General features: G+C 71.2%; 17 protein-coding genes. 14 read left to right on the forward strand and 3 right to left on the reverse strand.

The window, feature by feature from the left end; all coding sequences use genetic code 11:
• The first annotated feature begins 54 nt into the window (after nucleotides 1–54).
• The 3 genes from miaB to dapF are packed head-to-tail and all read left to right on the forward strand — an operon-like array spanning nucleotide 55 to nucleotide 3331.
• Nucleotides 55–1551 (forward strand): tRNA (N6-isopentenyl adenosine(37)-C2)-methylthiotransferase MiaB, encoded by a 1497-nt coding sequence (gene miaB, locus ACJJVL_RS05280; protein WP_405217277.1) that lies wholly within the window; start codon nucleotides 55–57, stop codon nucleotides 1549–1551.
• The gene (miaA, locus tag ACJJVL_RS05285; protein ID WP_405217278.1) at nucleotides 1548–2456 is read left to right on the forward strand and encodes a tRNA (adenosine(37)-N6)-dimethylallyltransferase MiaA; all 909 of its coding nucleotides are present in this window, start codon (nucleotides 1548–1550) and stop codon (nucleotides 2454–2456) included. Before miaB ends, miaA begins: the two co-directional genes overlap by 4 nt.
• Complete coding sequence (gene dapF / locus ACJJVL_RS05290) at nucleotides 2453–3331, forward strand: diaminopimelate epimerase (protein ID WP_405217279.1); 879 nt, start codon at nucleotides 2453–2455, stop codon at nucleotides 3329–3331. Before miaA ends, dapF begins: the two co-directional genes overlap by 4 nt.
• Here the strand turns inward: dapF and ACJJVL_RS05295 are convergent.
• Complete coding sequence (locus tag ACJJVL_RS05295) at nucleotides 3315–3878, reverse strand: class I SAM-dependent methyltransferase (protein ID WP_405217513.1); 564 nt, start codon at nucleotides 3876–3878, stop codon at nucleotides 3315–3317. The two genes, dapF and ACJJVL_RS05295, sit on opposite strands and share 17 nt — an antisense overlap.
• A 69-nt stretch (nucleotides 3879–3947) precedes the next feature.
• Between ACJJVL_RS05295 and hflX the strand changes: the two genes are divergently transcribed.
• Nucleotides 3948–5453 (forward strand): GTPase HflX, encoded by a 1506-nt coding sequence (hflX, locus tag ACJJVL_RS05300; RefSeq protein ID WP_405217280.1) that lies wholly within the window; start codon nucleotides 3948–3950, stop codon nucleotides 5451–5453.
• A 69-nt stretch (nucleotides 5454–5522) separates the two neighbouring features.
• Here the strand turns inward: hflX and lexA are convergent, their stop codons facing one another.
• Nucleotides 5523–6164: a transcriptional repressor LexA gene (lexA, locus tag ACJJVL_RS05305; RefSeq protein ID WP_405217281.1), complete on the reverse strand. Its 642-nt coding sequence runs from the start codon at nucleotides 6162–6164 to the stop codon at nucleotides 5523–5525.
• Nucleotides 6165–6400: 236 nt separating this feature from the next.
• Here lexA and ACJJVL_RS05310 point away from each other — a divergent pair, with 236 nt between their 5' ends.
• The 6 genes from ACJJVL_RS05310 to ACJJVL_RS05335 all read left to right on the forward strand — a co-directional run bounded on the left by ACJJVL_RS05310 (nucleotide 6401) and on the right by ACJJVL_RS05335 (nucleotide 10885).
• Nucleotides 6401–6805 (forward strand): hypothetical protein, encoded by a 405-nt coding sequence (locus ACJJVL_RS05310; RefSeq protein WP_405217282.1) that lies wholly within the window; start codon nucleotides 6401–6403, stop codon nucleotides 6803–6805.
• Between the two features lie 68 nt (nucleotides 6806–6873).
• The gene (locus tag ACJJVL_RS05315) at nucleotides 6874–7953 is read left to right on the forward strand and encodes a histidinol-phosphate transaminase (RefSeq protein WP_405217283.1); all 1080 of its coding nucleotides are present in this window, start codon (nucleotides 6874–6876) and stop codon (nucleotides 7951–7953) included.
• Between the two features lie 9 nt (nucleotides 7954–7962).
• Nucleotides 7963–8562, forward strand: a complete 600-nt coding sequence (gene hisB / locus ACJJVL_RS05320) for an imidazoleglycerol-phosphate dehydratase HisB (RefSeq protein WP_405217284.1) — start codon at nucleotides 7963–7965, stop codon at nucleotides 8560–8562.
• Nucleotides 8563–8590: 28 nt separating this feature from the next.
• A complete protein-coding gene (gene hisH / locus ACJJVL_RS05325) occupies nucleotides 8591–9229 on the forward strand; it encodes an imidazole glycerol phosphate synthase subunit HisH (protein WP_405217286.1) in 639 nt (212 codons plus the stop codon).
• A gap of 75 nt (nucleotides 9230–9304) precedes the next feature.
• Nucleotides 9305–10054, forward strand: coding sequence for a bifunctional 1-(5-phosphoribosyl)-5-((5-phosphoribosylamino)methylideneamino)imidazole-4-carboxamide isomerase/phosphoribosylanthranilate isomerase PriA (gene priA / locus ACJJVL_RS05330; protein WP_405217288.1), 750 nt, complete (start codon nucleotides 9305–9307; stop codon nucleotides 10052–10054).
• A 9-nt stretch (nucleotides 10055–10063) separates the two neighbouring features.
• On the forward strand, nucleotides 10064–10885 hold the full coding sequence (locus tag ACJJVL_RS05335; RefSeq protein ID WP_405217289.1) for an SseB family protein: 822 nt from the start codon (nucleotides 10064–10066) through the stop codon (nucleotides 10883–10885).
• Between the two features lie 4 nt (nucleotides 10886–10889).
• Here ACJJVL_RS05335 and ACJJVL_RS05340 read toward each other — a convergent pair whose 3' ends face one another.
• Nucleotides 10890–11249 (reverse strand): DUF1844 domain-containing protein, encoded by a 360-nt coding sequence (locus ACJJVL_RS05340; protein WP_405217291.1) that lies wholly within the window; start codon nucleotides 11247–11249, stop codon nucleotides 10890–10892.
• 139 nt (nucleotides 11250–11388) lie between these two features.
• Here ACJJVL_RS05340 and infC point away from each other — a divergent pair, with 139 nt between their 5' ends.
• From infC to ACJJVL_RS05360, 4 genes are read left to right on the forward strand one after another with little or no spacing between them, the layout of a single operon-like run.
• The gene (gene infC / locus ACJJVL_RS05345; protein ID WP_405217292.1) at nucleotides 11389–12588 is read left to right on the forward strand and encodes a translation initiation factor IF-3; all 1200 of its coding nucleotides are present in this window, start codon (nucleotides 11389–11391) and stop codon (nucleotides 12586–12588) included.
• Between the two features lie 9 nt (nucleotides 12589–12597).
• Nucleotides 12598–12792 carry a 50S ribosomal protein L35 gene (rpmI, locus tag ACJJVL_RS05350; RefSeq protein WP_347754036.1) on the forward strand — a complete coding sequence of 65 codons (195 nt, stop codon included), beginning with the start codon at nucleotides 12598–12600 and terminating at the stop codon, nucleotides 12790–12792.
• A gap of 35 nt (nucleotides 12793–12827) precedes the next feature.
• Nucleotides 12828–13214: a 50S ribosomal protein L20 gene (gene rplT / locus ACJJVL_RS05355; protein ID WP_405217294.1), complete on the forward strand. Its 387-nt coding sequence runs from the start codon at nucleotides 12828–12830 to the stop codon at nucleotides 13212–13214.
• A gap of 1 nt (nucleotide 13215) precedes the next feature.
• Complete coding sequence (locus ACJJVL_RS05360) at nucleotides 13216–14028, forward strand: TrmH family RNA methyltransferase (protein ID WP_405217295.1); 813 nt, start codon at nucleotides 13216–13218, stop codon at nucleotides 14026–14028.
• Nucleotides 14029–14091 lie beyond the last annotated feature (63 nt).

Genomic DNA, 14091 nt, shown 5'->3' on the forward strand with positions numbered 1-14091 from the left:
GCCGCCTGCGCCGGAGCGGCCGGAGCGCTGGCGCGCGCCAGTACGATGGAGCCCATGCCCAGCTTGCTCGCGCCGCGCACCTACGAGGTGAAGACCTTCGGCTGCCAGATGAACGTGCACGACTCCGAGCGGCTTCGCGGCTCGCTCGAAGCGGCCGGCTATGCCGAGGCGCAGGACGGCGCTCCTGACGTCATCGTGATCAACACCTGTGCGGTGCGCGAGAACGCCGGGCAGAAGCTCTACGGCACGCTCGGTCAGCTGGCGAAGACGAAGCGCGAGCGCGACGGGTTCCAGATCGCCGTGGGCGGCTGCCTGGCGCAGAAGGATCGCTCGACGATCGTCGAGCGGGCGCCATGGGTGGATGTCGTCTTCGGCACCCACAACATCGGCTCGCTGCCGACGCTGCTGGAGCGCAGCCGGCACAACGGCGAGGCAGCGGTCGAGATCCTCGAAGCGCTGGAGGTCTTCCCATCGACCCTCCCGACGAAGCGCGAATCCACCTACGCCGGCTGGGTCTCCATCTCGGTCGGCTGCAACAACACGTGCACGTTCTGCATCGTGCCGTCGCTGCGGGGCAAAGAGCGCGACCGGCGGCCGGGGGAGATCCTCGCCGAGGTGCAGGCGCTGGTCGACGACGGCGCCATCGAGGTCACGCTGCTGGGGCAGAACGTGAACTCCTACGGTGTCGAGTTCGGCGATCGGCTCGCCTTCGGCAAGCTGCTGCGCGCCGCCGGCGAGATCGAGGGGCTGGAGCGCATCCGGTTCACGAGCCCGCATCCGGCCGCCTTCACCGGAGACGTCATCGACGCCATGGCAGAGACGCCCGCTGTCATGCCTCAGCTGCACATGCCGCTGCAGTCCGGATCCGATCGCATCCTCAAGGCCATGCGACGGTCGTACCGATCGGCGAAGTTCCTGGGCATCCTGGAGCAGGTGCGCGAGCGCATCCCGCACGCGGCCATCACGACCGACATCATCGTCGGCTTCCCCGGCGAGACCGAGGAGGACTTCGCCGAGACGCTCCGGGTCGTCGAGGCGTCGCGCTTCGCGTCGGCCTTCACGTTCCAGTACTCGATCCGCCCCGGCACGCCTGCGGCGACCATGCCCGATCAGGTGCCGAAGGAGGTCGTGCAGGAGCGGTTCGAACGGCTGGTGGCGCTGCAGGATCGCATCTCGCACGAGGAGAACCAGGGTCAGGTCGGTCGCGACGTCGAGGTCATGGTCGCCGCCGCCGAGGGCAAGCGGCACGCGGAGACGCATCGCCTCACGGGCCGCGCCGAGGACAACCGCCTCGTGCACTTCGCGCCCGGCTCCCTCCAGCCGCGCCCGGGCGACATCGTCACCGTCCAGGTGACGCAGGCGGCCCCCTTCCACCTCATCGCCGACGGCGAGCCGGTCGCGCTGCGCCGCACGCGCGCGGGAGATGCGTGGGATCGCGCCCAGGCGGAGACCTGCGCGGTGCCCGCGATCGGCGACGCCGCCCCCGCCAGCGGTCCGGTGTCGCTCGGCCTGCCGACGCTCCGACCGCAGCCGGTGGCCTCCAGCGCATGACGCTCGTCGCGGTCGTCGGCGCGACCGGCACCGGGAAGACCTCGCTGTCGCTCGGCATCGCCGACGCCGTCGTGCGCCTGGGCGGCACCGCGGAGATCGTGAACTGCGACGCGATGCAGCTCTACCGCGGCATGGACATCGGCACCGCGAAGGCGAGCGTCGAGGAGCGCCGCGGTCACCCGCATCACCTGCTCGACGTGCTGGAGCCCTGGGAGGATGCGGCGGTGGCCGCCTACCGCGAGGAGGCCCTGCACGCGCTGGACGGCATCGAGCGCCGAGGTGCGGTGCCCATCCTGGTGGGTGGCAGCGGCCTGTATGCCTCCAGCGTGCTGTACGACTTCGCGTTCCCCGCGACCGACGAGACGCTGCGCGCCCAGCTCGAGGCGGCACTGGAGCGTGATGGCGCCGCAGCGATGCACGCGCGACTGCTCGCCGTCGACCCGGCAGCCGCAGCGGCGATCGGCGCGCACAACGGGCGCAGGCTCGTGCGAGCGCTCGAGGCCGTGACGCTCACGGGAGAGCCGTTCCGGGTCGGGCTGCCGCCGGACGAGTCGCTCCTGCGGCCCACCCTCATCCAGCACGTGCGCGTCGAGCGAGCCGACCTCGTCGAGCGGCTCGACGCCAGAGTGCGGCGGATGTGGGAGCTCGGCATCGTCGACGAGGCGCGAGTGCTGCGCGCCGCGGGCATCGAGCGCGGCTCGACGGCGCAGCAGGCGATCGGCTACCGGCAGGCGCTCGACCAGCTCGACGGTGCGCTGTCCGAGGCGGAGGCGATCGAGCGCACGCAGGCCCTCACGCGCCGGTATGCCAGGCGCCAGGTGTCCTGGTTCCAGCGGTACCCCGCATCGCCCCCGGCAGACCCGACGACGATCGCGCGGCGCGTGCTCGATAGCCTGGGCGCATGACACCGTTGGGCACAGGCGCATTCATCAAGGGGCACGGAACCGGCAACGACTTCGTGCTGCTGGCCGATCCCGACGGTGCCGCCCCGCTGACCGCTGAGCGAGTCCGCGCGCTCGCCGATCGCCGGTTCGGCATCGGGGGCGATGGCGTGATCCGCGCGGTGCGTGCGGGCGCCGCGGGCGACCCCGCGCTCGACGACGCGCCCGCCGGCAGCTGGGCGATGGACTACTGGAACGCCGACGGCACCGTCAGCGAGATGTGCGGCAACGGCGTCCGCGTGTTCGTGCGCCTCCTGCTGGATGCCGGTCTCATCGAGCTCGCCGACGGCGCGGCGATCGAGGTCGCGACGCGCTCGGGGCTCAAGCGCGTCATCCGCCAGGGGGCGCTCTTCGCCGTCGACCTCGGCACCTTCGAGCTCGGCGGCGATCGACTCGTCGCCGCGCACGGCATCGAGGTCGCGAGGCCGGGGCTCGACGTGTCGACGGGCAATCCGCACGTCGTGGTCGCGCTCGCGAGCGCCGACGAGCTCGCCTCGCTCGACCTGCACGCCGCACCCGTCCTCGATCCGGAGCCCGAGGGCGGCGCGAACGTGGAGTTCGTCGTGCCGGGCTCGATCGCCGACGGCGTCGGTGCCATCCGCATGCGGGTCCACGAGCGCGGCTCCGGTGAGACGCTCTCGTGCGGCACGGGTGCCGTCGCCGCCGCACTCGCGACCAGGCACTGGTCGGGGGATGCTGCTGACCGGTGGATCGTCGACGTGCCGGGCGGCCGGCTCGAGGTCGAGGTCGACGAGCGCGGGCACGCCTGGTTGACGGGCCCCGCGGAGCTGGTCTTCCGCGGCGAGGAGATCGACGGGGGAGTCAGTCGGGCGCGGTGACGGCGATGATCCGGTACGTCCGCTTCGAGTCGGCACGTTCGACGTCGAAGCCGGCGAAGCGCTCGGCCAGCCACCGCAGCAGCGAGTCGGCGCCCAGATGCTTCTGCACCACGAGCCACGCGGTGCCACCGGGCTCGAGCCTCGGGATCCAGCGCTCGAGCAGCTCGTGCAGCTGCGGCTTGCCGATCCGGATGGGCGGATTCGACCAGATGGTCGCGAACCGCGCCTCGCTCGGCACTCGGTCAGGAGTCGCCGGGGTGATGTTCGATAGACTGAGCAGCTCGGCATTCCGCTCCACGAGCGAGAGCGCGCGGGCATTGACATCGACCGCCCAGACATGCGCGTCGGGGGAGCGGGTCGCGAGAGTCGCGGCAATGGGCCCCCAGCCGCAGCCGAGATCGAGCAGCTCCCCGGTCTTGGGAGGCGCGGGAACCGCATCCAGCAGCACCTCGGTGCCGACATCGAGTCGGTCGCCGGAGAACACCCCGGTCGCCGTGACCATCTCGCGCTCGTGGCCATCGATCGGCACCAGGATCGTCCTGAGCATTCTCGGGGCAACGGGATCGGGGGAGAAGTAGTGGTCCGGCACGGACTCGACAGTAGCGAAGGACAGAGCATGGCAGAACCGCAGGACACCACCGCCGAAGAAGGGCGCGCGACGGAGCGCATCCTCCGGTGGGCGCAGAGCGCCGACGGTGAGGTGCTCTCGGCGCGCGCGCAGGCGCTGCAGGCCGATGACGCCTCCAGCGACAGCGACAGCGACGGCGCGCAGCTGGACCGCGACGAGCGTGCCGCGCTGCGGCGCGTCGACGGCCTTCGCACCGAGCTCGAGGATGTCACCGAGGTCGAGTATCGCGAGCTGCGACTGGAGAACGTCGTGCTCGTGGGCGTCTACTCGGGCAGCACGACCGACGCGGAGAACTCGATGCGCGAGCTCGCCGCGCTCGCGGAGACCGCCGGCGCGCAGGTGCTCGACGGCGTGCTGCAGCGCAGGCCGAATCCGGATCCGGCGACCTACGTCGGCAGCGGCAAGGCGGATGCGCTGGCGGCGATGGTGCAGGAGCTGGGGGCCGACACCGTGGTCGCCGACAGCGAGCTCTCGCCCAGCCAGCGGCGCGCGCTCGAGGATCGCGTGAAGGTCAAGGTGATCGACCGCACCGCCGTGATCCTCGACATCTTCAGTCAGCACGCCACGAGCCGCGAGGGCAAGGCGCAGGTCGAGCTCGCGCAGCTGGAGTACCTGCTGCCGCGACTGCGCGGCTGGGGCGAGTCGATGTCGCGCCAGGCCGGTGGTCAGGTCGGCGGGCAGGGCGCAGGCATGGGCTCGCGCGGACCGGGCGAGACCAAGATCGAGCTCGATCGTCGTCGCATCCACACCCGCATGGCCCGGCTGCGCAAGCAGATCAAGGGCTTCGGCCCCGCCCGGCAGGCGAAGCGCGCGAACCGCGACCGCTTCGAGGTGCCGGGCGTGGCGATCGCGGGCTACACGAACGCCGGCAAGTCGTCGCTGCTGAACCGGATCACCGGCGCGGGGGTGCTGGTCGAGAACGCGCTGTTCGCGACCCTCGACGCCACCGTCCGTCGCGCGGAGACGGCGGACGGGCGCGAGTTCACCATCGCCGACACCGTCGGCTTCGTGCGCCACCTGCCGCACCAGCTGGTGGAGGCGTTCCGCTCGACGCTGGAGGAGGTCGGCGAGTCGGAGCTCATCGTGCACGTCGTCGATGCCAGCCACCCCGACCCCGCTTCGCAGATCGCCACGGTGCGCGACGTGCTGGGCGAGACGGGGGCGCGGGCGATCCCGGAGATCGTGGTGTTCAACAAGGCCGACCTGATCGGCGACGACGAGCGGCTGGTCCTGCGCGGCCTGCAGCCGGATGCGATCTTCGCCTCGGCGCGCACGGGCGCGGGTGTGGACGAGATCCTCGCGCGCATCGCCGAGCTGCTGCCGAGGCCCGAGGTTCCGGTGTCGCTGCTGGTGCCCTTCGAGCGCGGCGACGTGATCGCCATGCTCCACGACCGCTTCGACGTCGTGAGCGAGCGCTACGAGGAGGCCGGGACCCGCATCGACGCGCTCGTCTCCGAGGCGGTGCTGAGCCAGCTCGCGGAGTTCCGCGTCTGACGTGGCGCTCCGCGCATGACGGAGGCGCCGGCCGCGTGAGCGGTTCGGCGCCTCCGTCGTCGTCCAGCCTCAGACCGAGCGCAGCACCGCCACCACCTTGCCGAGCACCTCGGCCTCGTCTCCGACGATCGGCTCGAACGCCGAGTTGCGGGGCAGCAGCCAGGTGTGGCCGTCTCGCTGCTTGAAGACCTTGACGGTCGCCTCCTCATCGAGCATCGCCGCCACGATGTCGCCGTTGGCGGCATCGCGCTGCTGGCGCACCACGACCCAGTCGCCGTCGCAGATCGCCGCGTCGATCATCGAATCGCCGACGACCTTGAGCATGAAGAGGTCTCCGCCGCCGACGAGCTGCTTCGGCAGCGGGTAGACCTCGTCGATCTGCTCCTCCGCCGTGATGGGGATGCCTGCGGCGATGCGGCCGACCATCGGCACGAAGGCGGCCTGCTCCAGGCTCCCGACCGACGGATCCAGCTCGTCCGGCACGAGCACCTCGATGGCCCGCGGTCGAGCCGGATCGCGACGGATCATGCCCGCGAGCTCGAGCTGCCCCAGCTGATGCGTGACGCTCGAGAGCGACGAGAGACCGACGGCATCGCCGATCTCGCGGTAGCTGGGCGGGTAGCCGCGCTGGCGCACGGCCTTCTGGATGACCTGCAGGATGGCCTGCTGCTTCTCGGTCAGCTGCCTCGTCATACCGCTCCGCTCCGTCATCCGGCGCCTCCGGGTGCCCCGGACGGGGCGTGTGGGTGGCCTGGGATTGACTGCTCCTGGTTCGAAAGCGTATCCGACTGGATGCCTGAATCAAACGGATGTTCGAGCGTGTCGGGCGTAATTCTTGCAGTATCGCTTGACGAGCTCGGGCATTCGAAGATAGGTTCGAAACAGAGATTCGCAGGCGATGCTCCCGGCCGAGCATCGCCTGCGGGTCCCAACCGGAAGGAGCACCGATGACTGCCATCGCACCCACCGCATGGATCGCCGCGACGATGCCCGCTGCGGCACCTGCTGCGGCCCCATCTGCCCCTGAAGCGACTCGGCTTCGCATGACCGTCCGAGGACGACGGGCGCTCGCGCTGCTGGTCGCGACCCCCGTGCTCGCCGTGGCCTCGCTCGCCGGCGTTGGCGTGCTCGGCGATGCACTCGCGGGTGCAGTCGCATCCTCGACCACCGGATCGGCCTCGTTCGAGACCGTCACCGTGATGCCCGGTCAGTCCCTGTGGCAGATCGCCCAGGCGGTCGCCCCGGAGGCAGACCCGCGCGACGTGATCGCCGAGATCGAGATGCTCAACGGCATCAACGGCTCGATCCAGCCCGGCGAGCAGCTCGCGATCCCAGCGCACTTCACGAGCTGACCGCGCCCGCCGAGTCCTGCGGCTCGGCCGTCGCGATGGGGCATCAGACATCGTCCTAGGCTTGTCACGTGACGAGCCTCGATGATCTGCCCATCCGCGACGACCTGCGCGGACTCACGCCGTACGGCGCACCGCAGCTCGACGTCCCCGTGCGATTGAACGTCAACGAGAACGCCTACCGCGTGCCGGAGGCGGTCGCGCTCGACATCGTGCAGGAGATCGCGCGCGCGCTGCCGAACGCGAACCGCTACCCCGACAGGGAGTTCGACACGCTGCGGCAGGGCTTTGCCGACTACCTCGGCCACGGTGTGGATCCCTCGCAGGTCTGGGCGGGCAACGGCTCGAATGAGGTGCTGCAGCATGTGCTGCAGGCGTTCGGCGGTCCCGGTCGCACGCTGCTGTCATTCACACCCACCTACTCGATGTACCCGCTGCTTGCCCAGGGCGTCGGCATGGGATGGGTGCCGGTGCCGCGCGCCGCCGACTTCACGCTGACGCCCGCTGCCGTCCGGGCCGCGATCGAGGAGCACGACCCCGATGTCGTCTTCCTCTGCTCGCCGAACAATCCCACCGGCACCGCGATCGGCCTCGACGTGGTCGAGGCCGCCGTGCAGTCGGCCCGCGGCATCGTGCTCGTCGACGAGGCATACGCCGAGTTCGCCCACGACCGCAGCCAGACGGCGCTGACGCTCCTCGGGCGACACCCGCGCCTGCTGGTCTCGCGCACGATGAGCAAGGCCTTCGCGTTCGCGGGCATCCGTGTCGGCTACCTCGCGGCCGATCCCGCGGTAATCGACGCCCTGCGCCTCGTGCGCCTGCCCTACCATCTGTCGACCATCACCCAGGCGGCCGCGGTCGCCGCGCTGCGGCACAGCGGCGAGATGCTCGCGCGCGTCGACGCGCTGCGGCAGCAGCGCGATCGCATCGTCGACGAGCTCATGGCGCTCGGGCTCGCGCCGTACCCGTCCGACGCGAACTTCGTGCTCGTCGGTGGCATCGCCGATCCGCAGAGCACGTTCCGGGCGCTCCTCGATCGCGGCATCCTGGTGCGCGACGTCGGCCTGCCCGGCACGCTCCGCATCACTGCCGGTACCCCCGCCGAGACCACCGCGCTGCTCGAGGCCATGGCAGCGCTCACCGCAGAATAGGATTGAGCCATGGCCCGCACCGCAACGATCGAGCGCACCACGAGCGAGTCGACCATCCGGCTCTTGCTGGATCTCGACGGCACCGGCAGCTCCTCGATCTCGACCACCGTTCCGTTCTTCGACCACATGCTGACGGCGCTCTCGAAGCACTCGCTCATCGACCTCGACGTGCAGGCGACGGGCGACACCGACATCGACGCGCACCACACGGTCGAGGACACCGCGATCGCACTCGGCCTTGCGCTGCGGGATGCGCTGGGCGACAAGACCGGCGTGCGCCGCTACGGCGACGCGACAGTGCCGCTCGACGAGGCGCTGGCGCGCGCCGTGGTGGACCTGTCGGGCCGCCCCTTCCTCGTGCACGGCGGAGAGCCTGCCGGCTTCGAGCTGCACCGCATCGGCGGGCACTTCACCGGCTCGCTCGTGCGTCACGTGTTCGAGGCCATCGCGCTCAACGCCCGCATCACCGCGCACGTGGACGTGCTGGCGGGCCGCGACCCGCACCACATCGCCGAAGCCGAGTTCAAGGCGTTCGCGCGCGCGATGCGGGTGGCCGTCGAGCCCGACCCGCGCGTGACGGGCGTGCCCTCCACGAAGGGCGCGCTGTGATCGCAGCGCGCGCGAGGCGGCTGCGGCGATGACGGCGGCACGCCCCACCGTCGCGCTGCTCGACTACGGCCTCGGCAACGTGCACTCCGCGGCGAAGGCTCTGGAGGCGGCGGGTGCCGACGTGTCGCTGACCGCCGACCGCACCACGGTCATGGCCGCGGATGGTCTGGTGGTGCCCGGTGTCGGCTCCATCGCGGCGTGCATGGCCGGCATCCAGGCGATCCACGGCGGTGAGCTCATCGGCCGCAGGCTCGCGGGCGGCCGACCCGTGCTGGGGATCTGCGTCGGCATGCAGGTGCTGTTCTCGGCCGGCGAGGAGGGCGGCGTGCACACCGAGGGTCTCGACGAATGGCCGGGCACCGTCCGCCGCCTGCAGGCCGACGTGCTGCCCCACATGGGCTGGGCCGAGGTCGAGGCGCCGGAGGACTCGAGGCTCTTCGCCGGCGTGCGCGACGAGCGCTTCTACTTCGTGCACTCCTACGCCGCGACCGAGTGGAGCATCGATCCCCACCCGCGCATGCGGCAGCCGCGCGTCACCTGGGCCACCCACGGAGAGCGCTTCGTCGCCGCGGTCGAGAACGGGCCGCTGAGCGCCACGCAGTTCCACCCCGAGAAGTCGGGGGAGGCAGGCATCGCACTGCTGGCCAACTGGGTTCGCGGCCTCTGAGCCCGACGAGTACCATCGCACGGGCCGGTCGCACCGGCTGTCGCACCGCCACCGCTCCGAGAGGGCATCGTCACCATGACCGATTTCAACCAGTCGCCCAAGCTGCAGCTGCTGCCTGCCATCGACGTCGCGAGCGGCAAGGCCGTGCGGCTGACCCAGGGCGAGGCCGGCACCGAGACCTCGTTCGGCTCGCCCATCGATGCGGCGGAGGACTGGGTGCGCCAGGGCGCTGAGTGGATCCACCTCGTCGACCTCGATGCCGCCTTCGGCCGCGGCGAGAACCGCGCGATCATCAAGAAGGTCATCAAGGCGGTCAGGGGCCACGTGCAGGTCGAGCTCTCCGGCGGCATCCGCGACGAGGCGTCGCTGGAGGCCGCGCTGGCCACCGGCGTCAAGCGCATCAACCTCGGCACCGCCGCGCTCGAGAACCCCGAGTGGACCGCGTCCGTCATCGCCGAGTACGGCGATCAGATCGCGGTCGGCCTCGACGTGCGAGGCACGACGTTGGCGGCGCGCGGGTGGACGCAGGAGGGCGGCGACCTCTGGCACGTGCTCGACCGCTTGGAGGCCGCGGGCTGCAGCCGCTACGTCGTCACCGACGTCACGAAGGACGGCACGCTGCAGGGCCCGAACATCGATCTGCTGCGGCAGGTCGCTGAACGCACGCAGAAGCCCATCGTCGCCTCCGGCGGGGTCGCGAGCCTCGACGACATCGCCGCGCTCCGCGAGCTCGTGCCGCACGGCGTCGAAGGCGCGATCGTCGGCAAGGCGCTCTACGCCGGCGCCTTCACGCTCGTCGCGGCGCTGGACGTCGCGGGCCAGTAGCCGCGCCCCGTGAGCCGTCAGGCAGACTCAGCGGGCCGCCCCTGGGAGGGGCGCTCGTTCCAGCACCACGACACCGCCTACGCGGGCGATGACGGCTCGGCGCCCCCGGCGTACCTGCAGGCGGTGGCTGGCCTCGCGGCGGGCACCTCGGGACGTGCTGCTGTGGTCGACGCGCTGCGCGGCGAACGGCTGCTCGTGCCACTGCTGGCGGCGGCCGGTGAGACCGGGATCGATGCTCGCGGGCGCATGATCGACAAGACGCAGGAGCTCTCGATCGTCACGGTGCAGGCGCCGGATGGCGGCACCATCCTGCCGATGTTCTCGCAGGTGAGCGCGATGCAGGCGTGGAATCCGCGTGCTCGTCCCGTGCCCACCAGCGTGCAGCGCGCGGCGGCTGCGGCCCTCGACGGGCCCGCGCGCGTCGTCGTCGACCCGGCCGCGGAGAGCGAGTTCGTGCTGACCCGCTCGATGCTCGAAGCCCTGCTGGCGGATGAGGCGTGGACGTGGGGCGTGGAGGATGCGGCGGTGCATGCCGCGGTCGCCGACGCCCTGTTCGTGCAGCCGGCGGTGCAGGCTGTGGTGCTGACGACGGGCGACCCGCGCAACCGCCTCGCGGGCCCGGAGCTCGAGGTGCACGCGCTCGTCGACGCGACGGAGGAAGCCGCGGCTCAGGTGCAGTCGGCGGCGGCGCAGATCGCCGCGGCGCCCGTCGTGCGAGCACGCATCGCGAGTGTCGCCGTGCGACTGCATCGCTGGGACGGGGGAGCGGCGCAGCTGCCGCTCGCTGCCCCCGCCGCCTACGCGATCACGCGCGGCGACTGGGCGCGTTGACGCCTCAGACGACCGAGCCGGTCCACTTCTCGCCCGGCCCCTTGCCGGGCGCGTCGGGCATCGAGCTCGCCTCGCGGAAGGCCAGCTGCACCGAGCGCAGGCCGTCGCGCAGCGGAGCGGCGTGCACGCCGCCGATCTCCGGCGCTGCCGCGGTGACGAGGCCGGAGAGGGCGTTGATGAGCTTGCGGGCCTCATCCAGATCGACCTGCTGCTCCGGATCGTCGGCGAGGCCCACCTTCACCGCCGCAGCGCTCAGCAGATGGATCGCGACGGTGTTGATGAGCTCGACCGCAGGCACATCCGCGATGTCGCGCGCCTGCTCGAGGGCGTCGTCGCCGTGGGTGTGCTCGCCGGGGTCGGTCATCGCAGTCTTCTCCTGAGGAATCGTCTCTGGTAGGCTTGTGCAGGTTTCGGGCTCTCGCCCGGAGGTGAAAGAGGAGCAATCCCACCCGCAGCCGTCATCAGGCTACCGGGTCAGCAGCACCAGACGCTCGTCGTCACGGGTGCTGAGCCACGCGACAGCGGTCGCGCCCTGGCTTCTCTCTCGCCGTGCATGTGCACACAAGAGATTCGAGAAGGAGCCCGCGATCAGCGATCCCCGCACCAATGAGCGCATCCGCGTCCCCGAAGTCCGACTGGTCGGACCTGCTGGCGAGCAGGTCGGCGTCGTCCGGGTCGAGGATGCGCTTCGCCTTGCCCGTGAAGCAGAGCTCGACCTCGTCGAGGTCGCCCCAGAGGCGCGCCCGCCCGTGGTCAAGATCATGGACTACGGCAAGTTCAAGTACGAGCAGGCGCAGAAGGCCAAGGATGCCCGTCGCAACCAGGCGAACACGGTCCTCAAGGAGGTCCGCTTCCGTCTGAAGATCGACGAGCACGACTACGAGACGAAGCGCAAGCGTGCGCAGGGCTTCCTCGAGGGCGGCGACAAGGTCAAGGCGATGATCCTCTTCCGCGGGCGCGAGCAGTCGCGCCCGGAGCTGGGCGTGAAGCTGCTGCAGCGCTTCGCCGAGGACATCCAGGAGTACGGCTCTGTCGAGTCGAACCCGACCATCGACGGTCGCAACATGGTCATGATCGTCGGCCCCTCCCGCTCGAAGTCGGATGCCAAGGCAGAGCAGAACGCCGCCCGCGTCGCGCACAAGAAGGAGGAGCAGGAGAAGCGCCGCGTCGAGGCCGAGAAGCAGGCTGCATACCAGGCTGCTATCGAGGCTGAGCGCCCCGCGCGCCCCGCGGTTCCGGCGCAGAGCCGCGTCCGGAGCGAGGGTGAGCCCGTGCGCTCCAGCCGCCCCGCGTCCTCATCGCGTCCGTCCTCGAGCTCGAGCTCGAGCTCGAGCTCGAGCTCGTCCTCGCGGCCGAGGAGCGAGCCCCGCTCCGAGCCCCGTTCGGAGCCGCGCCCCGACTCGCGCCCCAAGCAGACGGCACGCACGGTGCAGCCGACGCCGGCAGGGGCACCCCGCCCGGCCGGTGCCCCCGGCCCCGGCGCTGGGCGCCCGGCCACCCCATCCGCTGCGCCCGCCGCCGCGGCCAAGCCGGCTGCGGACTCCGCAGCGGCCAAGCCCGCAACGCCCGCAGCATCCAAGCCCGCCGCGAAGCCCGGCGCCCCGAAGCCTGCTGGCAAGCCCGCAGCGCCCTCGGCGGCCGCCAAGCCCGCGACGCCCAAGGCCAAGCCGGCGGCTTCACCCGCCAGCGAGCCATCCGAGTAGGAGACAAGAATGCCCAAGCAGAAGACGCACTCCGGTGCGAAGAAGCGCTTCAAGGTCACCGGCAGCGGCAAGGTCCGCTCGCAGCAGTCCGGCATGCGCCACAACCTCGAGGTGAAGTCGGGTGGCCAGAAGCGCCGCCTCAACCGCGACAAGATCCTGGCCCCGGCCGACGCCAAGGTCATCAAGAAGCTCCTCGGGCGCTGACGCGCGCGACGACGAAGAGATAGAGAGAACAACTCATGGCACGTGTCAAGAGAGCAGTCAACGCTCACAAGAAGCGTCGCGTCATCCTGGAGCAGGCATCCGGCTACCGTGGACAGCGCTCGCGCCTGTACCGCAAGGCGAAGGAGCAGTTGCTCCACTCGCACGTCTACGCGTTCCGGGACCGCAAGGCGAAGAAGGGCGACTTCCGCCGCCTGTGGATCCAGCGCATCAACGCCGCGTCGCGCCAGAACGGCCTGACCTACAACCGCCTCATCCAGGGTCTCGGCCTTGCAGGCATCGAGGTCGACCGCCGCATGCTGGCCGAGCTCGCCGTGCACGAGCCGGCGACGTTCACCACCCTCGTCGAGGCAGCCAAGGCTGCGCTGCCGACCGACACGTCGGCTCCGTCGAACGCAGCCTGACGTGCTCGACAGCCCCCGCGCGCCGCGCGTGCGAGAGGCTGCCAAGCTCCAGCAGCGAACAGCCCGGTCTCAGACCGGGCTGTTCCTGTTGGAGGGCCCGGCGGCGCTCGACGAGATCGTGCGCTGGCAGCCGACGCTGCTCGTCGACGTCTTCGCCACCCCGGCGGCACGTGCACGGCACGGCGACCTGATCGCGGCCGCGGCGCAGCACGCCCCCGTCACCGACGTCTCCGACCGCGCGCTCGCGGCGATCGCCGACACCGTGCATCCGCAGGGCGTGGTCGCCGTCGCCAAGCAGGCGCCGGTGCGGCTCGAGGACGCGATCGCGCGAGCGGCTGAGGCCCCCTACCCGCTCATCGCGATCCTGCACGAGGTGCGCGACCCCGGCAATCTCGGCACCATCCTCCGCGCCGCTGACGCGGCCGGCGCATCCGCGGTGATCGTGACTGCGAACTCCGTCGACCCCTTCAGCCCGAAGGTCGTGCGCGCGACCACCGGCTCGCTGTTCCACCTCGACGTGTCTGTCGGTGCTGCCACGAGCGATGCGATCGACGCGGCTGCGGCGGTCGGCTTCGGCGTGCTGGCGGCGGACGTCGCGGGCGAGGACCTGCTCGCCCTGCAGGGCGCCGGCGTGCTCGCCCGTCCCACGGCCTGGCTCTTCGGCAACGAGGCGCGCGGCCTCGACGCCGACACGGTGCGGCTGGCGGACCGCTCGGTGCGGCTGCCGGTCTACGGCCACGCGGAGTCGCTCAACCTCGCCACTGCCGCATCCGTCTGCCTCTATCAGAGCGCCTTCGCCCAGCGCGGTCGGTAATGACCGTCGTGTAACCATTTCGTTGCGATCCGCCCGCAGGCGCGTCCGCACCTCACGCCGCGT

This window comes from Agrococcus sp. Ld7, assembly GCF_045064095.1.
In the GTDB taxonomy this organism is placed as follows: Bacteria; Actinomycetota; Actinomycetes; order Actinomycetales; family Microbacteriaceae; genus Agrococcus.

Excerpts from the sequence above, each read along its gene's own strand:
- rplT (WP_405217294.1), top strand. The coding sequence starts at position 12,828 with ATGGCACGTGTCAAGAGAGCAGTCAACGCTCACAAGAAGCGTCGCGTC.
- lexA (WP_405217281.1), bottom strand. The coding sequence starts at position 6,164 with ATGACGGAGCGGAGCGGTATGACGAGGCAGCTGACCGAGAAGCAGCAG.
- hisH (WP_405217286.1), top strand. The coding sequence starts at position 8,591 with ATGACGGCGGCACGCCCCACCGTCGCGCTGCTCGACTACGGCCTCGGC.
- ACJJVL_RS05310 (WP_405217282.1), top strand. The coding sequence starts at position 6,401 with ATGACTGCCATCGCACCCACCGCATGGATCGCCGCGACGATGCCCGCT.
- rpmI (WP_347754036.1), top strand. The coding sequence starts at position 12,598 with ATGCCCAAGCAGAAGACGCACTCCGGTGCGAAGAAGCGCTTCAAGGTC.
- ACJJVL_RS05295 (WP_405217513.1), bottom strand. The coding sequence starts at position 3,878 with ATGCTCAGGACGATCCTGGTGCCGATCGATGGCCACGAGCGCGAGATG.
- miaB (WP_405217277.1), top strand. The coding sequence starts at position 55 with ATGCCCAGCTTGCTCGCGCCGCGCACCTACGAGGTGAAGACCTTCGGC.
- ACJJVL_RS05340 (WP_405217291.1), bottom strand. The coding sequence starts at position 11,249 with ATGACCGACCCCGGCGAGCACACCCACGGCGACGACGCCCTCGAGCAG.
- dapF (WP_405217279.1), top strand. The coding sequence starts at position 2,453 with ATGACACCGTTGGGCACAGGCGCATTCATCAAGGGGCACGGAACCGGC.
- miaA (WP_405217278.1), top strand. The coding sequence starts at position 1,548 with ATGACGCTCGTCGCGGTCGTCGGCGCGACCGGCACCGGGAAGACCTCG.
- priA (WP_405217288.1), top strand. The coding sequence starts at position 9,305 with ATGACCGATTTCAACCAGTCGCCCAAGCTGCAGCTGCTGCCTGCCATC.
- hflX (WP_405217280.1), top strand. The coding sequence starts at position 3,948 with ATGGCAGAACCGCAGGACACCACCGCCGAAGAAGGGCGCGCGACGGAG.
- hisB (WP_405217284.1), top strand. The coding sequence starts at position 7,963 with ATGGCCCGCACCGCAACGATCGAGCGCACCACGAGCGAGTCGACCATC.